This window comes from Bartonella japonica, assembly GCF_040545385.1.
GTDB lineage: Bacteria > Pseudomonadota > Alphaproteobacteria > Rhizobiales > Rhizobiaceae > Bartonella > Bartonella japonica.
Window position 1 is genome coordinate 64,252 of the sequence record NZ_JBEPLT010000005.1, and the last position, 20,396, is coordinate 84,647.

Annotated in this window: 12 protein-coding genes; 4 read left to right on the forward strand and 8 right to left on the reverse strand. The window is 34.9% G+C overall.

The features are described from left to right. Positions 1–138: 138 nt before the first annotated feature. Positions 139–1,296 carry a cysteine desulfurase family protein gene (locus tag ABID39_RS03565; RefSeq protein WP_354186111.1) on the reverse strand — a complete coding sequence of 386 codons (1,158 nt, stop codon included), beginning with the start codon at positions 1,294–1,296 and terminating at the stop codon, positions 139–141. Between the two features lie 157 nt (positions 1,297–1,453). Here ABID39_RS03565 and ABID39_RS03570 point away from each other — a divergent pair, with 157 nt between their 5' ends. The 3 genes from ABID39_RS03570 to ABID39_RS03580 all read left to right on the forward strand — a co-directional run bounded on the left by ABID39_RS03570 (position 1,454) and on the right by ABID39_RS03580 (position 4,329). Then, positions 1,454–2,134: an alpha/beta hydrolase gene (locus ABID39_RS03570; RefSeq protein WP_354186113.1), complete on the forward strand. Its 681-nt coding sequence runs from the start codon at positions 1,454–1,456 to the stop codon at positions 2,132–2,134. Positions 2,135–2,336: 202 nt separating this feature from the next. Continuing rightward, entirely contained in the window at positions 2,337–3,590 is a 1,254-nt protein-coding gene (gene tyrS, locus ABID39_RS03575; RefSeq protein ID WP_354186115.1) for a tyrosine--tRNA ligase, read from the forward strand. Positions 3,591–3,843: 253 nt separating this feature from the next. Then, entirely contained in the window at positions 3,844–4,329 is a 486-nt protein-coding gene (locus tag ABID39_RS03580) for a peroxiredoxin (protein ID WP_354186117.1), read from the forward strand. Between the two features lie 119 nt (positions 4,330–4,448). Here ABID39_RS03580 and prfB read toward each other — a convergent pair. From prfB to ABID39_RS03595, 3 genes are all read right to left on the reverse strand, one after another. Beyond that, a protein-coding gene (gene prfB, locus ABID39_RS03585; RefSeq protein WP_354186119.1) for a peptide chain release factor 2 occupies positions 4,449–5,577 on the reverse strand; the annotation gives its coding sequence in 2 pieces (ribosomal slippage) (positions 4,449–5,507 and positions 5,509–5,577; 1,128 coding nt in all). A gap of 185 nt (positions 5,578–5,762) precedes the next feature. Next, on the reverse strand, positions 5,763–8,228 hold the full coding sequence (locus ABID39_RS03590) for a penicillin-binding protein 1A (protein WP_354186121.1): 2,466 nt from the start codon (positions 8,226–8,228) through the stop codon (positions 5,763–5,765). A gap of 145 nt (positions 8,229–8,373) precedes the next feature. Next, a complete protein-coding gene (locus tag ABID39_RS03595) occupies positions 8,374–9,603 on the reverse strand; it encodes an N-acetylmuramoyl-L-alanine amidase (RefSeq protein ID WP_354186123.1) in 1,230 nt (409 codons plus the stop codon). Positions 9,604–10,210: 607 nt separating this feature from the next. Here ABID39_RS03595 and ABID39_RS03600 point away from each other — a divergent pair. Beyond that, a complete protein-coding gene (locus ABID39_RS03600; protein ID WP_354186125.1) occupies positions 10,211–12,841 on the forward strand; it encodes an Rne/Rng family ribonuclease in 2,631 nt (876 codons plus the stop codon). Between the two features lie 93 nt (positions 12,842–12,934). Here ABID39_RS03600 and ABID39_RS03605 read toward each other — a convergent pair whose 3' ends face one another. The 4 genes from ABID39_RS03605 to ABID39_RS03620 all read right to left on the reverse strand — a co-directional run bounded on the left by ABID39_RS03605 (position 12,935) and on the right by ABID39_RS03620 (position 20,377). Beyond that, complete coding sequence (locus tag ABID39_RS03605; RefSeq protein WP_354186127.1) at positions 12,935–13,546, reverse strand: invasion associated locus B family protein; 612 nt, start codon at positions 13,544–13,546, stop codon at positions 12,935–12,937. Between the two features lie 1,949 nt (positions 13,547–15,495). Then, complete coding sequence (locus tag ABID39_RS03610) at positions 15,496–16,353, reverse strand: hypothetical protein (protein ID WP_354186129.1); 858 nt, start codon at positions 16,351–16,353, stop codon at positions 15,496–15,498. A 227-nt stretch (positions 16,354–16,580) separates the two neighbouring features. Continuing rightward, positions 16,581–20,081 carry a transcription-repair coupling factor gene (gene mfd, locus ABID39_RS03615; protein ID WP_354186131.1) on the reverse strand — a complete coding sequence of 1,167 codons (3,501 nt, stop codon included), beginning with the start codon at positions 20,079–20,081 and terminating at the stop codon, positions 16,581–16,583. Between the two features lie 11 nt (positions 20,082–20,092). Beyond that, positions 20,093–20,377, reverse strand: coding sequence for an FAD assembly factor SdhE (locus tag ABID39_RS03620; protein ID WP_354186133.1), 285 nt, complete (start codon positions 20,375–20,377; stop codon positions 20,093–20,095). Positions 20,378–20,396 lie beyond the last annotated feature (19 nt).

The window sequence follows — 20,396 nt, forward strand, 5'->3', positions numbered from 1 at the left end:
TTTCCCCGGTGTTAGAGACCGGTGATTAAAAGTCTTGTTTCTTTATAAAATAAAGCAAAAAACTTATTCATTAGATTATAGGTAAAACAGGATAATTTCAATCAAGTATATTTCATTTTTAAAAAAGTTCTAAATTATTTAATGATAAATTTTATTTTTGTTTTTATCTATGATTTGTGAAAAAACCGATAAAAAGTCATCAATATCTTCAGACGTTGTGTTTCGTCCTATTGAAACACGAATTGCGCCATTGGGAACATCATACCCCATTGCTTCTAAAACCTTGCTTTGTTTTACTTTTCCCGAAGAACAAGCAGAACCTGCTGATACAGAAAATCCAGCCAAATCAAAACCAATTTGCATAGTTTCAGCCTTCATATTGCGCACAGCAAAATAAGTTGTATTTGGCAAACGTTGAACTCTTTTACCAAAAATTTCAATGTCATTACTGATTTTTTGTAGACCATCTTCTAGTTTATTGCGTAAATAAATTAACTGTTTTATTTCTTCTTGAGTAGAACAATCCGCTATAGCTGCCCCAAAAACAGCAATGAGTGGTAAAGCTTCTGTTCCTCCACGCGAACCTTTTTCTTGCCCTCCCCCAATAATAAGAGGATCTGGCATAAGAAGGTTGCCACATGAGACAATAGCACCAACTCCTTTAAGCCCACCGATTTTATGTGCAGATAATATAAAAAAATCTCCACCCATTTGATGAATATCAACAAAGTTTTTGTCTACATATTGTGTCAAATCAACGATAAGAATACCTCCACTATCCCGAACAATAACAGATATTTCTTTTATTGGTTGTATCACACCAGTTTCACCATTAGCAGCTTGAATAGCAACAAGAGGAAGACCTTTTGTTTTATCATGCACTGCTAGGAGAGATGCCAATTTATCTTGTTGAATTAAACCATCTTGATCAACACTCACTGTGCTGATGCATTCTTTTGAAAAACGTCCTCCTTCTGCAACAGATGGATGTTCCGTCGCTCCGATATAAAGATGAGAAAAATAAACCTTTGAATTGCCCATATTATAAAAGGGTGTGAGCAAAGTCATCGCCGCTTCACTCGCACCAGATGTAAAGACGACATGATCTGGATTTGTATTGAGGTTTTCAGCGATTTGCCTACGTGCTTTTTGCAACAAAGTTTTAGCAGCACGGCCTTCCGCATGAACAGATGATGGATTACCAAATATCTCTAGTGAAGCCAGCAATGTCATCCGTGCCATTTCTTTGAGCGGTGTTGTCGCATTATGATCAAAATATCGGCGTCTTACAACCATTTGACTTCACAATTATTCATCGTACGAATTGATTCAAAAATAGTGCATTATTTAAAAAAATGCACTTAAAAAAGAATATTTAGTGATTAACTAAGAAATTTTATGATAAAAGTCGGTTCAGGTCAATGAGAGCCTTATAGCATTTAAGGAGCATTTAATGCCAGAAATTATTTTTAACGGTCCCGCAGGTCGTCTTGAAGGGCGTTATCAACCCTCACAACAAAGAAATGCACCAATCGCGATTATTTTGCACCCTCATCCCCAATTTGGTGGAACAATGAACAATAAAATTGTTTATGATCTCTTCTACATGTTTCAACAACGTGGTTTTACAACATTACGTTTTAATTTTCGTGGTATTGGTCGCAGCCAAGGTGAATTTGATTATGGAATTGGAGAACTTTCAGATGCGGCTTCGGCACTCGATTGGGTGCAAACACAGCATCCTGATTCTAAAAGTTGCTGGGTAGCTGGATATTCATTTGGAGCATGGATTGGTATGCAACTTTTAATGCGCAGACCAGAAATCGAGGGCTTTATATCCGTTGCTCCTCAACCGAATGTTTATGACTTTTCATTCCTCGCCCCTTGTCCTTCCTCAGGACTTATTATTCACGGTGCTCTTGATAAAGTTGCTCCCCCAAAAGATGTCCAATTACTCGTAGATAAATTAAAAACACAAAAAGGCATCACAATTACACAAGAAATACTAGAAAATGCTAACCACTTTTTTAGCGGATGTAATGAAGAACTTATTGAACGATGTGCTCAATATTTGGATAGCCATATTACACATGAATTTCTTATTCCTCCTCCTGAAATACTTTCCCTTACATAAGAAGCGCTAAGAATTTATATAAATGAACAGTGCTTTCTTTCTCTGAAAAACGTTTCTCTTTAAACAAAGATAATATTTGTGTTTGTCTCTTATTACCGATGTTTCTCCTTCTCTTGTAAGGTATACATTACTTGTGATAGAGATAATGTATTAATGCCTTATTTGTATAAATAAATACAATATTGATTAGGAAATAAAATCTGTGTTTGCCTTTAAATCTGACTTTTTACACATTATGCGCGAACGTGGTTTTATCCACCAAATTTCGGATGAAAAAGGCTTAGATGATCTTTTTTCAAAAGAAGTTGTGAGCGCCTATATTGGATTTGATCCTACAGCATCAAGTCTCCATGCCGGAAGTCTTCTTCAAATTATGATGCTGTATTGGTTACAAAAGACCGGTCATCGCCCTATTGCTTTGATGGGTGGAGGAACAGGATTGATTGGTGATCCTTCCTTCAAAGATGAAGCACGACGTCTTTTGACACAAGATGATATTGCTGCAAATATCGCTGGCATTAAAAAGGTATTTGCTAACTATTTAACATTTGGTGATAAAAAAAACGATGCATGTATCGTCAATAATGCTGAATGGTTATGCAATTTGAACTACTTAGAATTTTTACGTGATGTGGGAAAACATTTTTCTGTCAACCGTATGTTATCATTTGATTCTGTCAGACTGAGACTTGAGCGTGAACATTCTTTGTCATTCTTAGAGTTTAATTATATGATTTTGCAGGCTTATGATTTTGTTGAACTTTATAAGCGCTATGGATTACGTATGCAAATGGGTGGCTCAGATCAATGGGGCAATATTATTAATGGAATTGAATTAGGACATCGCTTAAACACACCACAATTATATGCATTAACTTCACCGTTGTTGACAACGTCTTCTGGTGCAAAAATGGGCAAATCTTTGAATGGTGCTATTTGGCTGAATGCAGATATGCTTTCACCTTATCAATTTTGGCAATATTGGCGTAATACAGAAGATAGTGATGTTACACGATTTTTAAAGCTCTATACAACATTGCCAATGAATGAGATTCTCAAACTTTCTGCATTGCAAGATAGTGAAATTAATGAAGCAAAGAAAATCCTCGCAACAGAAATTACAGCAATGCTACATGGACGCAGTCTCGCTGAAGCAGCAGCAGAAACTGCTCGTAAAACTTTTGAAGAAAAAGCGCTTGGAGAAGATCTTCCAACTGTTGAAATTAATGCTACAGAATTAAAAAATGGTATAGGGTTACTCGCTCTTCTGGTCAAAGCTGGATTGGCTAAATCTAACAGTGAGGCACGCCGGCATGTTCAAGGTGGAGGAGTACGTATTAATGATCAAAATATTGAGGATGAAACACGCCTTATTATTGAAGGAGATGTAAATACAACAGGAGTCATTAAACTATCTTTCGGTAAGAAAAAACATGTTTTGATGAAACCACTATAATTTATTTATGATTTTATAATTTTTTCACTCATTTGGACTATATGTTTGTGGCTTTTATTCTGTTTCCGTATTCCTCAATATAGTCCTTATAATATGTCCTTATAATATAATGAGATTCAAATGAGAGATAAAATATACTGAATATAATTTCTACTCTCGAGAATTGAAATGTTATTTCACCTGTGTATTTTCATGCTCAACATTTACTAAAATTTTTCATACCAAATAGCCTACTGAAAAGGGAGATAAAGCAATGACAAGATCGATAAAAGGTACTACTGCTCCTGATTTCGATTTACCACGCGATGGTGGAGGCACATTATGTCTTTCTGATCTTCAAGGGAAATTGGTCGTTTTGTATTTTTATCCCAAAGATGATACCAGTGGATGCACAAGTGAAGCTATTGATTTTACAAGATTAAAAGAAAAATTTAATGAAATCGGAGCTGTTATTATTGGAATGTCTCCAGATAATATAAAAGAACATGATAAATTTAAAACAAAACACGATCTTGATATCATCCTTGTTTCTGATGAAGAAAAAACAACACTTCAGGCTTATGGTGTTTGGGTTGAAAAAAGCATGTATGGACGTAAATATATGGGTGTTGAACGAAGTACTTTTTTAATTGATTCAGCTGGCATAATAGCAGAAGAATGGCGCAAAGTGAGTGTATCTGGACATGCCGAAAATGTCTTAGCTGCCGCTACACTTCTACATCATAATAGTGGCTTATAAAATGCATAATCGATGCATCATCCTTCCAGTTGGCTTTATTTTTCTTACTGGTAAATCTAAGCGTAACAAAACTCATAGAACAAAAATAAACTTATACGACTTTTAAAATATGAATCTGATCAATTAATATCTTCAACTTCTTGATTCTTTCCGTAAACACGCTGTGCAAGTGCTGCTTCTATAAACGCATCTAAATTGCCATTTAGTACAGATTGTGGACTCGTATTTTCAACGCCTGTGCGCAAATCTTTGATAAGCTGATAAGGTTGAAGAACATAAGATCTAATTTGATGCCCCCATCCAATTTCAGTTTTAGAAGATTCGAGAGCATTCGTTTCTTCTTCTCTCTTTTTGCATTCCTCTTCATAAAGTCGTGCCCGCAACATTGACCAAGCAGTTGCTCGATTTTTGTGCTGAGAACGCTCGGTTTGACATTGAACCACAATACCTGTTTTTATGTGTGTGATGCGGACTGCAGAATCTGTTGTGTTGACATGTTGCCCTCCAGCTCCTGATGCCCGATATGTATCAATACGGACATCTGCTTCTGAAACATCAACTTCAATATTATCATCAATTACAGGATAAACCCAGATACTTGCAAAAGAAGTATGGCGCTTTGCATTTGAATCAAACGGTGAAATACGTACCAAACGGTGAACACCCGATTCTGTCTTCAACAGACCATAAGCATTATGCCCTTTTACGAGAATAGTTGCTGATTTTATCCCTGCTTCCTCTCCATCATGGATTTCCAATACTTCAACTTTCATTTTACGCTGTTCAGCCCAACGCGTATACATACGTAGAAGCATAGAAGCCCAATCTTGGCTTTCTGTACCTCCTGCTCCAGCATGGATCTCTAGATAAGTATCATTTGGATCTACTTCTCCTGAAAGGAGCACATCAATTTGCTTTTTATCTATCTCATTCTTAAGGCTACGAATTGCATTTTCTGCATCAGTGATAACCTCGGTATCGCTTTCTTCTTCACCCATTGCGATTAATTCAATGCACTCTTCAAGTGTCTTTGTAAATGATCGAATACTATTGATTGAATCATCAAGATTCTGACGTTCACGCATCATATCTTGCGCTTGTTGTGCATCATTCCAAAGCGTTGGGTCTTCTGCCTTTTGATTGAGATATTCAAGACGTTTTAGTGATTGATCCCAGTCAAAGATGCCTCCTTAGCAACTTAATTGCTTGTTGAATTTCATCGACTAATACTTCTATTTCTGCTCGCATAATTTTACACCGTAATCCTAAAAGGCTCTTTTTCGTTATGCTTCTTCTCTAGCATTTTATACAAACTTAATGCTCGTGGTAAGAGAATAGCATGACCTCAGCAATTTATTTACTGTAGTGAAATGATCAAAAGTAAATAAAAATTATTTTATTGCATCAACCACGTAAAAAGAGACTCTTACTAGTTAATACAGTCCACCCGTACCACTTTCAAGAGCCTTGTTGACCTGTGGAGAAGTAGTTACAGAAGGAACACCTTCCTGAAAATAATTTGTTCCACCAATGACTTGATATATGTCAGCAGGTCCAGTTCCTGGCTTAAATGCCTCTATAATGACATCATGATCTCCTGCTTCAGCGAGCATTCCCGTTTTACGATTAATCGGCATTAAAATCATACCTTTTGGCATTTTAAATGGTACATCTGGCTTTCCTTTTAAAGCCTCTTCCATAAACTCACTAAAAATGGGGGCTGCTAATGAACTTCCTGTTCCATTGTACCCTAATGGAGCTGGTTGATCGTAACCGATAAAAATACCAACAACAAGATCAGGAGTAAATCCCATAAACCATACATCTTTAGAATCATTGGTTGTTCCTGTTTTAGCGGCAATATGTCGATTAAGAAAACGCAAGCGTGCAGCTGTACCGCGCTGGACAACCCCCTCCATCATTGAGGTAATCTGATAAGCCGTCATAGGATCAAGAACTTGATCTCGCTCATCAATTAATGTGGGTTCACTTTGATTATTCCACGATAAAGCATTACAACTTTCACAAATACGATCATCATGACGGTAAATTGTTTTCCCATATCGGTCTTGAACCCTATCTATGAGAGAAGGATTAATAGAGCGACCACCATTGGCAATAACTGAATAAGCTGTAACCATTCGTAAAACTGTCGTTTCACCAGCCCCTAAAGCCATAGGGAGATAAGGTTGCAATTTATCTACAACACCAAAACGCTCTGCATATTCAGCGATAAGGGGCATACCCATATCATGGGCAAGTCGTATGGTCATAAGATTGCGAGAATATTCAATGCCATAACGCAGCGTTGAAGGTCCAGCGAATGTACCACCATAATTTTTAGGTTGCCAAATCTCACCATTATATTGGCGCACTTCGATAGGTCCATCTAGAATAACCGAAGCTGGTGTATAGCCATTATCAAGTGCTGCTGCATACACAAAAGGCTTGAAAGCAGAGCCAGGCTGGCGATAAGCTTGTGTCGCACGATTAAATTCAGACGCTGCAAAAGAAAATCCTCCCACCATAGCGAGTACACGCCCTGTATGAGGTTCCATAGCAACAACTGCACCTTCAACCTTTGGGATTTGTTGTAAACGATAAGTGTTATTGGTATTCGATAATTTTTCAACAAAAATAACATCTCCAACTTGCAAAACACCGGATAAATTTTGCATAACTCTTCGATGTTCATTTTTTTTTACAACGTTTAATGCCCATTTTGAATCGTTTTCAGACAAAACAGCAATTTCCCGTTTTTTTGACAATGCACCTGAAGCTTCGCGCTGTGGCTGTAGACCAATTTCTACGTTATTAGCGTTAATAGAAAGAACAACAGCTAAACGCCACTCAGGAACATCACTTAACCCTTTGATATTTGCAAGTTCTATACCCCAATCATCTTTCTTATCAATATGACTATAAGCTCCCCGCCACCCTTGTGAATGATCAAATTTAATTAATCCATTATGTAAGGCACGCCGAGCAACAAGTTGTAAATGTGGATCAAGCGTTGTACGAACGGAAAGTCCGCCTTCGTAAAGTATTTTAGCTCCATAACGATGCATTAAACGACGGCGCACTTCTTCAGTAAAATAGTCAACAGAAAAAATGTAGCTATCTTTACTACGCACTGTCGCTCCCAAAGGTTTTTCTTTAGCCTTCTCACCTTGTTCACGTGTTACATATCCATTTGCAACCATTCGATCTATAACCCAATTGCGCCGATCAATGGCACGTTGTGTATTTTTAAATGGATCATAATTCGCGGGACCTTTTGGAAGTGCTGCCAAATAAGCACATTCTTCTAAAGTAAGTTCATTAACGGACTTATTAAAATAAGTTAGAGAGGCCGCCGCGATACCATAGGTGCTACGACCAAGATAAATTTCATTGAGATAAAGTTCGAGAATATGATCTTTTGAATAGGTCTTCTCCATACGCATTGCGAGAATAGCTTCCTTTAACTTACGCTCTAATGTTGCTTCTGAATTTAAAAGGAAGTTTTTAGCAACTTGCTGTGTAATGGTTGACGCTCCTTCTGGACGCTTTCCGGAACCAATGTTGCGGATGTTATTGATCAAAGCCCTAAAAAGTCCTTCGGGATCTAAACCAAAATGATGGTAAAAATTTTTGTCTTCAGCGGAAATAAAAGCATCTTTAAGAATTTTTGGTATTGACTGAATTGATAAATAAAGGCGATGCTGTGTTGCGAATTCTGCCATCAGGCTACCATCAGCAGCGTGAACACGAGTCATCACAGGCGGTTCATAGAGCGAAAGAACTTCATAATCAGGAAGTGCATTTGCTTGACTATTTGTTATTACACTCCACATCATTGTCGCGCAAAGCCCAATAAAAATAACAAAACTAAGAAAATATCTAAAAAAAATCATCATTGAACGGCTATCGCTTCCTTCAGAAAGATCCACTATTTCAGCAGTAAACGAGTATCAACACTCGATTTAGACAAAGAAAAAACTGTTTTCTATCTTTATACCATGATAATAGAGGCTTATATTGATACTCTATTTTCTTATAATTTTAAAGAGGCTGCATGATTTTCTGTCTATACTCAGCAAATTGGCGAATAGAATGAGCAATAGAAGCGGCCATTTTCTTTCTCCACTGAGTGTTATTTAATAATTTTTCATCCTCTTCATTTGATAAATAACCGATCTCTATCAAAACAGAAGGTATATCCGAAGCTCTCAAAACTTGAAAATCTGCATATCGATGAGGGTTATTGATTAGATTGATTTTATTCTTTGATAAGCTTGAAATAACATTATTAGCAAAATTAACCGAAAATATACGCGTTTCACGTTGGGCAAGATCAGATAAAATACCTGTAACTTCAAGAGATTCATCTGCAGGCAATCCATCAAGCAGATCAACTCTATTTTCACTTTCCGCTAAGGATTTTGCTATTGCATCAGATGCCTTGTCTGATATGGTATAGACTGTTGCTCCACGAAGAGAATGAACATTAATGGTATCTGCATGAATGGATATAAAAAGATCACCATCAAATTCTTGTGCTTTTTTAACTCTTTCACTTAACCTTAAAAAGGTATCAGAATCGCGCGTTAAAGCAACAACAATATGAGAGTCTTTTTTTAATTCATCTTGCAATGCTCGTGCAAAAGCTAATGTGATATCCTTTTCTAAGATTCCAGTAACACCTCGTGCACCTCCATCAATTCCACCATGACCAGGATCAATAACAACACGAAAATTACGTAATGGAACGGGGTGTGTTTTTGTACTGAAGTTAGCTTTTTGTTGTTTTTCAAACACCTCATCAAATTTCTTTTGTGTCGTCTTACGAAGATCTATCAATAACTGCCATAAACCATTATCTAATTTTTGTATTACCCTTTTTTCAACAGAAAAAGTAATTTTACTTGTTAAAATAATACGTGAAGTTCGTATATCAGAAAAACCGTAACGTACATCTGAGAGCATATCTGATAATGTGTTTTGTTTTCTCAAAGGTATGTTCTGCGATGAAAAATCAACCACAGGTAAATTAATAACCAAACGTGCAGGACTATCTAAAATCTGTAAACGAACACTTGGCTCAGCATTAAAAACCGCAATAATACGTGTATGTGTTCTATCACCAATAGTCCGCAAATTAATAAGTTTTAGAGCCGTTCCAGCTTGAATATTCGTTTGAAATATTAAAAAAAACAATAAACAATAGGCTATGTACAAAATAATATTCCAATAAGCTACTCTCGGCTTTTTGGCAAAGAAACTCTTTATCATAAGCGATAACACTCTATATTTTACATTAACAACAACTGATTTTATCCGTATAAAAATGATGCACTAAATTTACTCTCTATTTTTCAATAAATGTTGATCTTTTTAACTTTAAATACCCTAAAGAACAAAATTAAGGCAATAAAGATATTAATCATGGTACGTATTTATATTGTTACTTGCCAAAATGGTGATATCAACATAAAAGAATATTTATGCTTCTTAGCTATGTTGTAATCTAAATTACCTGTAATCTAGATTAAGTTGTCTTTAGAAGGTTTGTTACATATTATATATTTAAGCTTTTTATGGATAAAAACTCTTTAATTTGTGTTACAAAAGCTAGGAGTGCGTCATTTAAGGTTCACTGGTTCGAATATCCGAACTGTTTAAAGATTGTTTTGCCGGAGACTTACAGAAATTATGAGGCATACAAAACAGATGAAGATGATGATCAAAAATGCTGTAAATGCAACCATGTATTTGCATGTAGTGTCTCGTTCTGTTTTTTCGGCACCTCCCTTTTATGGCAGACAACCCTTTATATTTGCGAATGGTTATACTGTTCGTTTGAATAAAATTGCGTATGTCGCCTTCAGGATTTTAACTTATGTCAAACAAAATGCTTATAGATGCCTCTCACTCGGAGGAAACACGTGTTGTTGTTGTTTACGGCAACAAAATTGAAGAATTTGATTTTGAATCAGAACACAAAAAACAGCTTAAGGGGAATATTTATCTGGCACGTGTAACGCGTGTAGAACCATCGCTCCAAGCAGCTTTTGTCGAATATGGTGGAAATCGTCATGGCTTTTTGACATTTTCTGAAATTCACCCTGATTATTATCAAATCCCTATTGCTGATCGCCTCGCTCTTCTTGAAGAAGAGGAAAAGGCTGCAATGCGAGAAAATTATGCTGTTGCTCCCACCGAAGAAACTAACAAAAATAAAAGAAATTCTAAAAAAACAAAAAAAAGTGAACGTAACAGTACCATAGCAACAAATGTTGAGGATGACATTATATCCGAAGCAACGATCATAGATGATGCAGAAGAAACATTTGATTCATGTGTTTCTAATAATGATATCGAAATGGTTGGAGCAGAAGATGTACGTGAAGAACTCCCCAGCTATCAGCAAAAACAAGAACGTCAATATAAAATTCAAGAAGTAATTAAACGTCGTCAAATTTTGTTGGTGCAAGTTATTAAGGAGGAACGTGGCAATAAAGGAGCTGCACTCACAACATATTTATCTCTAGCAGGTCGCTATTCTGTTTTAATGCCTAACACAGCACGTGGTGGTGGTATTTCACGAAAAATTACCAATGTGCAAGATCGTAAGCGTCTTAAAGAAATTGTAAAAGAATTAGCAGTTCCCAAGGGTATGGGAGTTATCCTTCGCACTGCTGGAGCGAATAGAACTAAAGCTGAAATCAAACGCGATTATGATTATCTGATACGGCTATGGGATACTATCCGTACTTTGACACTCAAATCCACTGCCCCATGCCTTGTCCATGAAGAAAGCAATCTTATCAAGCGTTCTATACGGGATCTTTACAGTAAAAATATCAATGAAATTCTTGTTTCTGGTGATCAAGGATATCGTGAAGCAAAAGATTTTATGCGTATGCTTATGCCAAGTCATGCGAAAGTTGTACAACCTTATCGCGATCATATTCCTATTTTTGCACGCAATAATATTGAAATTCAGCTTGATAAAATGTTGCAGCCACGAGTTTCTTTAAAATCTGGTGGTTATCTTGTTATTAACCAAACAGAGGCACTTGTTGCCATCGATGTAAATTCTGGCCGCTCTACAAAAGAATTTTCTGTTGAAAAAACAGCGTTACAAACAAATTTGGAAGCTGCAGAAGAAATAGCGCGTCAATTACGCTTACGTGATCTTGCTGGTTTAATTGTGATTGATTTTATTGACATGCTTGAAGAACGTAATGTGAGATTAGTTGAAAAAAAGTTAAAAGATTGCTTAAAAAATGATCGCGCTCGTATTCAAGTTGGTCACATTTCACATTTTGGCCTTTTAGAAATGAGTCGTCAACGTATTCGTGTATCTGTTTTAGAAAGTACTACTCAACCTTGTCCACATTGTGCTGGAACAGGAAATATTCGTTCGGAATCATCAATTGCTTTACATGTCATGCGTTCAATTGAAGAATATCTTCTTCATAATCCGCTATATAACATTATTGTGCGTACTCCTATAGCAACAGCGCTTTATGTGTTAAACCACAAGCGCAATATTCTTATTAATCTAGAAACGCGCTTTAAACTTAATATTAGTATTGAAGCAGATGATAGTATTGGAACACAACATTTCCTTATTTCTAAGGGAACAATAGCAGAGGCAGCTTCCCAGACTACCTCGAAGTTTGAAGATAACAATACAGAAGAAGTTGAAGACGCACTCTTAAAAGAGAGTGAAACTGCCGAAGATAAAACATCCGTTGAAGTAAACTCGAAACGTCGACGTAAAAAACTTCAAGCCGAGATTAATGAAAATTTTTCTTCTACAGAGCATACAAAAAATGATTCTTTGGATGATGAATCCTGTCGTCGAGGGCGTCGTCGAGGACGTCGTCGAGGACGTCGTGGTGGTCGTCGTAATCAAGACAATGATTTCTATCAAATGCGCATTCCTTACGCAGAGCCAGTAGGAGATTTTGCCAAGCAAACCTTAGAAGAAGTAAAAACAGCACATCGTAAGAGTCATATTCCAGCTGCTATCCAGCTTGAGGAATCAAAAAATGACATACAGAATTTAAACACACAGCAAGAGGAAAATGTAAAAGCTGATGCAGCTGTTAAACTTAAAAAACGTAAAACACGTTCTTCAAAAATACTGAAAAATCAACAATCCATTGAAGGTAATAAAGATATAGCAATTCTAGAACCTCTTGAAGAAAAATCTGCAACCAGTTTCAAACCTCAAGTTCAAACAAAGAAAGCAGATAAATCTACTGATGAAGTCTCGAAAAAGACGCCTAAAAGTAAAAAATCTACACCTAAAACACGCAAAAAATCACTCTCTAAAGAATTAATCCAAATGGAGAAAACATCAAGGCAAGAAACCGTAATAGAGCAAATTGTCGAACCAACTCGCTCTAAAATTGAAGAAATAGTTAATCAGCCCGTTATTATATCATCAACGTCTGATGACGCTCCAAAAACCCAACGTATTGGTTGGTGGAAACGTAGAACTCTCTCCAAAAATTAAGCACAAAAAAACCGCTACAAAACATTTGTGGCGGTTTTAGTAAATCAACATAGAAAAAGCTTCAAAGAATATTTTTTCTATGTTGTATATTTATTATCTCTTTTTAGCTTTTTCTTGCTCAGCACGCATGCGCTCTTCAATTTCTTTTTGGTTGGATTGAATAGCTTGTTGCAATTTTATCTGCTCTTGTTGAAATTCTTTTTCTTCCATACCAGGACCTGTGTATGCAGATGTGAAACCATTAAGAGAAAATTCAATAGGATTAGCTGAACCACGGAAATTAATTGTCGTCACAAGCATTTTTGAACCAGTTTTCATGGCAGTAATAAGCTTATCATCTAAGACATCATTAGCAATACAACTCGGTCCGTTACAAATAATATAAGGAACTTTCTTAGAGAAATTATCTCCTATTTGAATAAGAACACCTTCTGGTAAAAAACGGCCTGTAGGAACTTGAATCCCTATACGGCTTTCATTTTGTTTTCCTTTTATTTCAACCAGATTAAAAGACGTTAAAGGCTGCCCAGTATTTGATAAAACAGTGTTCATTGTATTACAAATATCAACATCATTCTGCTTACTACAAACCTTTTGCCAACCTTGAGTTAAGGTTTGTGCATTTGCAGAAGAGTGAATTGCAAGAAAAAAAGCAACTGCTCCAGCTAATACTGAACTAACATAATAGATACTTTTATGCGACATGGCTAAATTAATCCTTTCAATGCGCTTTTACAATATTTCCAACATTAGAAATATCAAATATAATTTTAATCAAGTGTATTAAATTAAATCAATGAAATGACACCCTCTTCTGTTATTCTTACTTCAATATAAAGATAAAAGTCAAATTTAGGGAAAAATATAATAAAAATAGTTTATTAAACTCTTCAATTTTCTTACCTCCCTATTTTATAGATTGGTATTTTATAAAATTTATCTGAAAAATACATTCGTGCAATAGAATAATGTAATATTACATAAACGAGTCAGCATTGTAATGTCATTAAAATATAAAATCTTATTTTGTTCTATATCTCTCATTACTTTCAATTTTCCTTTACATTTATAATAATTATTTTTTTTGAGCCATGAATCTTTAGTAATAAGCATTACAATTTAGGAGTCTTGCAAATGATTAGAAAAGCTAGAATATCTTTCTTATGTTCTTCATGAAAAAAATTAAAAAAATAAAGTGAATTATGATGCTGTTAGGACATTTTTAGGATTAAATTCATTTGTAATCTGTAGTTTTATAATGGCTTGTTATGTTTGCTATCACCCAATGTTGTGAAAGCCCTTGCATTTAGACAGTTTATAAGAAGCATTTTGAGTCCTTTTAAAAAACATAGTTGATGTTTTTGTTGAAACAAATTCAAGTCGTTAGCAACACACATATCATTTTCTCACTGTGCACAAAAACGTATTATTAAAGATTTTTTTTAAAGAACCTCCCTGCTAGTCTCATGAGATTTATTTTTAATATGCCGTCACATTATTTAAAAAGATAAAGAGTCAAACAAACTTTGTTGATATTTTTCAATTTTGAATGGAACAATCATCATCTTATTCAATAAAATTTACATGAGAATAGAAAATTATTTGGGATATTTTTCTTCTTTCAGCTATTGAAAAAACAGCACTTTTAGCACCTTATCCTGATACAATTCTTCCTGAAGTCATGGATATTAAACAAATGAATCAGGTATAGGTTGATCAACAGAAAACTTAAAATCTTTTACGAAAAACAGATTTTATAAAAGAAAATAATAAATCTATTGTTTTTTGTGGATTATATTTTCGATTTGAACTTATGATTTGATCACTTACATAAGAAAAAATCACACTCGTATGTCAAAATGCGATAAAGCATTTTGACATTCATACTGGAATAAGAATAATTACACTCTCTTTCATCAGGAAACAAACAAATCAATCACTGAAATTCTTGGCTTCTCGTAATTTGAAAGGGAATTTAATTTTGTTGAAATAACTGATCCGGCTATAGATGCCATGATATATTATTTAACCTGAACAACGAATAGCACGTTTACCATACTTCAAACGTCCCACTTAATATATCATTCTATAGCTACCCTCTTCCAGCTTGATGGCATAATAAAAAATAACATGTATCCATTATCTTAAATTTTCTTCATTTATAATATATCTTATTATATGAAATAATAAACGTTTATAAATTAAAAAAATCCATTTTATCCAAATATTTAAAGTATAATTTAATTTTATACATTTAATATCTTATAAAGATAAAATTATTATCTTTATAAATTATAATAATACAAAATATAATTACAAATACATATAAAAATATAATACATTTTTACATAATTAATATTTTAAAAATAAGTTAATTTATTAATATGAACTATCTATATATTTAGAAAATACTGTAGAATTATATATTATTAAATGAAATTTTTTAAAGAAAAATATTCATAAATTCAGATTATTATAACATTTATAGTAGACATCACTCGTATTTTTTATTTAAATATTTTTATAATTCCGTATAAAAATTATTTTTTTATGTAAAATCGGTGTTATTTTTACATACTGCATCATAGTTTCATTGTTATAAAAATGAAATATTTTTTTGCCCTATGAAGTCAGTGTAATAAGAGTGGATATAACTACTGATTGTTAAACCACTCTTTCACATGATAAAACATGCGATTGATAACGCCTTTTCTTTTATTTGGAAGCATTATATCATGTACCTTCTCAAAGGTTCTGCAAATTGCAGGGATATTCTCCAAAAATGAATCTCCCCGTATGAGAGAATCCTTTATATTATCATATAATTCTTTTTTATAATTATAAGGGCCAGTCTTTAGAAGCTCTCTAATATCCTTTATTAGCTTTGGATCTATCAAATTCATTGCATATTTTGCCCAAATAAAATCTTTCTTCTTCCAGCCAAAATCTTTACGCAAAATAATAGCTATATCACTACGCAATAGGCTCCCCAAAGTTCTGCAAGTAACAACGAAAACTAGATAATTTTCTACTATTTCATCATTGCCCCAAACATCTTCATTTGCTTTCCATTCATTAAATAATTGAGTTTTTTTGAGATATTCTTTTGTTTTAACCAGCTTTTCTTTATACTCTTCTTTTTCATATTCTCTTGCTATGTGCATTCTGGATACTAATTTCAGTTTTGATTCAGCCAACTTACTTAATTTTAAAGTAAGTCTGAAATACTCCTCATTTAAATCATTTTGTCTGCGTAAAAGCTTATCCTGCTCATGCAAAAGCCTATATTGTGTGGAATCAGAAGCACGTCCGATTAAAAGATTTAACTCATCTAATCTTTCTTCAATAAACTCAATTGCACTACTAATAACAAATCTTCTTTCTTTGAAACGTTGATATTTTTCCTCAAGAGTTTCATCGAAAAGAAATTCAGCATGAACAGTTTTTACTCCATATATTAAAGTGAGCAATAAAACACCTAAAGCAAGCAACCTTTGTAATGAAAAAATCATATCATTTCACTTAAAAAATTCATATAAATAGCGCTATCAATTTTAATAAGTGTACTGTTAATGTATTTTCCAAATTGTATCAATATGTATTATTGAAAATGAGTATTTTAAAAGATATTTTTTCTTTATGAACTTTAAGATCGTTCTTATAAAAACAAGATAAATAACTATTTTATAGAATATTTCTACAAGATATGAATATATATTTAGTCCAATAGAGAAGTTTCCTAAGCAGAATGTTTTTCTACCATTTCTACAAGCTGTGTCATAACATTTGCCGCTCTAATAAGTCTTTTATCCACTGTGGAGCAATCATAAATGAGAGCAATACTTTGATCTGGTCGAATTTTTGCTATCGAACCTTGTTTTCCAATCCACTGAACAAGAGCAGCACTGTTTTCAAAATAATTATTGCGAAATTGTATAACTATACCTTTTGGACCAGCATCCAATTTTTCTACATGTGCTTTTCGACATAATATTTTGATATAAAATACTTTAAGAAGATGTTGAACTTCAAGTGGCAAAGGACCAAAACGATCAATTAATTCTGCTGAAAATTCATTGATTTGCTCTAAATTATCAAGTTCTGTTAAACGACGATAAAGCCCCATACGTAATGGTAAGTCAGGCACGAAATTTTCTGGTATCATCACTGTTGTACCAAGAGAAATTTGAGGGGACCATTGTTTATCATTACTCTGCTCACCATTTTTTAATTCCACAACAGCTTCTTCTAGCATTTTTTGATAGAGCTCAAATCCAACTTCTTTGATATGCCCTGATTGTTCTTCACCTAAAAAATTTCCTGAACCACGAATATCCATATCATGGCTTGCCAATTGAAAACCTGCCCCCAAGCTATCAAGGGACTGTAGCACTTTAAGACGTCTATCAGCAGCAGGCGTTAAAACTTTACCAGAAGGAAATGTAAAAAGTGCGTAAGCACGTTGCTTTGAGCGCCCTACCCTGCCACGCAATTGATAAAGAGCTGAAAGACCAAACATCTCAGCACGATGAACAATTAACGTGTTGGCTGTTGGAATATCGAGTCCTGATTCAATGATGGTTGTTGACAGAAGAACATCATATTGCCCGTCATAAAATGCATTCATAATATCATCAAGTTGTCCAGCCGGCATTTGCCCATGTGCTACAACGAACTTGAGTTCAGGCACATGCGTTTTAAGATATTCTTCCACAGAAACAAGATCAGAAATACGAGGACAAACATAAAAACTTTGTCCACCACGATAATATTCTCGAAGCAATGTTTCACGAACAACAAGTGCATCAAACGGAGAAATAAAAGTACGTACCGCCATTCTATCAATGGGTGGCGTTGTTATTAATGAAAGTTCACGAACACCTGATAAAGCAAGCCCTAAAGTTCGTGGTATAGGAGTTGCTGAAAGTGTGAGAACATGAATATCACTTTTAAGCTCTTTTAAACGCTCTTTGTGTTTTACGCCAAAATGCTGCTCCTCATCAATGATAAGAAGCCCTAGCCGTAAAAAATTAACTGCATCACTTAATAAGGCATGTGTTCCAATGACAATATCAATCGTACCATCTGAGATACCCTTTTTAACTTGTGCAAGTTCTTTCGCTTTCACAAGCCGTGAAGCATGACCAATTTTAATGGGTAATCCTTGAAAACGTGCAATAAAAGTTTTGTAATGTTGTCGTGAAAGCAAAGTTGTTGGTACAACAACAGCAACTTGATATCCACTTAATGCCGCAACAAAAGCACTTCGAATGGCAACCTCTGTCTTTCCAAAGCCAACATCACCACATATTAAGCGATCCATAGGCTTTCCCGATGCTAAATCATCTAAAACAGCATCAATGGCATTCATTTGATCTTCTGTCTCCTCATAAGGAAAGCATGCAACAAACTCATCAAACGGTCTAATTGGTGGAACCAAAGTAGGTGCAGAACGTGTAGCACGCTCTGCAGCTATACGGATCAATTGACCAGCCATTTCCAATAAATGTTTTTTCAGTCGTGTTTTTCGTGCTTGCCAAGCAAGACCACCTAACTTGTCTAACGTTACATCTGTTCCCTCAGATCCATAACGTGAAAGAAGCTCGATATTTTCAATCGGTAAAAAGAGTCTATCATCTCCAGCATATTTAATTTCAAGACAATCGCGTAAAATTCCTGTAGTCGTAATGGTTTTGAGACCAACAAATTGCCCAATACCATGGTCAATATGCACAACAATATCGCCTGAATTTAAAGCGGCAATTTCAGAAATAAAATTCTTGTTGTTTTTGCGACGTTTTGGTGACCTTATTAATCGATCACCAAGAATATCTTGCTCTGTTATGATAGAGAAATCTTCCATTTCAAAGCCATGCTCTAGCATCATAACAGCCGCTAATATACGATCACGTGGTGTTGCTTTGACAGTTTGTAATGATTTGACAAAATTTATTTCTTTTAATCCGTGCTCATCAAGAACTTGCACCAAACGATTAAGAGATCCTTCACTCCAACCAGCTAAAAGTACTTTCTTTCCTGCAGCACGCAATGAAGAGATATGATGAACCACACTTGAGAAAACATTTTTCTCTTGTGCATTACGCTCTTTTACAAAATCATATCCTTGTTTTACATTCGCATGAACAAGAGTTTTTCCAAAAGCTTGCGGAACATGAAAAGGGGTAAAATCAATACGCTGTCCAGATTGTTGCACACACTCCAAAACACGTTCTGGCGTTAAATAAAGAAGGTCTGGCTCTATCGGATGATAAGACGTAGAACTTTCTTTATCATTTGCACGTTCTTTGCGTGCATCATAGTAATCTTTAATAAGGCGATAACGTTCGGTGAATACTTCTTCTATAAGATGCTCAAAAACAATAGGTAAATTACCACAATGATCAAAAAAAGTATCAAGATTTTCATAAAAAAATGGTAACCAATGTTCCATACCAGCAAAACGTCGCCCTTGAGAAAGAGCTTCATAAAGCATGTTATTTTTTTGTGATATACCAAATGTACGGATATAATTGCTTTTAAATCGACTAATGAGATCAGGTGTGAGAACAACCTCACTCATTGAATGTAATAAAAGTTCCGTTCTTTTACTTGTTATTCTTTGTGTCTCTGAATCAAATACGCGGATAGTTTCCAAGGTATTGCCAAAAAAATCAAGCCGCAAAGGTTCAACCTCAACGGGAGAAAAAACATCAAGAATTCCTCCCCTTACAGCAAACTCTCCCACATCCTTGACAACCGTAACCCGTTCAAAACCATTGCATTCTAAAGATTGAATAAGATGCTCCATATTCATAGTCTGGCCAATACGTACATGAATAACCTGAGATTCAATCATTTTACGTGGTGGCAATTTTTGCATAATTGCATTTGCTGTGGTTAAGATAATCGCATCATGTGGATTCTGACGTAAATTTGCCATATGGACCAAAGCTGATAATCGACGTGCTGTGATAGAAATTCCAGGTGATACACGGTCATAAGGTAAACAATCCCATGCAGGAAATTGGAGCACAGGCAAATTGGGATCAATAAAATTTAGAACTTGCTGTAAATGAGCAAGTTTTGTTCCATCGCGAACTACATAGACGATTGGTTTATCTTGGGCAATTTCTGAACATAATTTAGAAAGCGCAAAAGCTTCAAATCCATCAATAATACCGTCAAAAATAATTTGAGAGGAAGTGTTTTTCGGAATAATAATTTCTTTTAAGAGAGACATCGGAATTCATTTCAATTTATGCAAATATGATAATTGACGATGTCACGAAAAAGCGGACCATCAATTTCAAATGGTGGCGCAATTTCTCCAGTAATCCAAGTCAGCAAATCACGATCATCAAAAGACATAATATATTCAAATTCAGAGATCATTTTATCACTCATCATAACAATATGGGCATCTATATATTGTCCCAAAATTATATCCATTTCACGAATACCACGGTGCCATGCACGAAAAACTAATCGGCGACGTCGTACATCCAATTGATTTTTGTCAACGACAAGGGGGGCCATAAAAATCTCCTTAATGAGG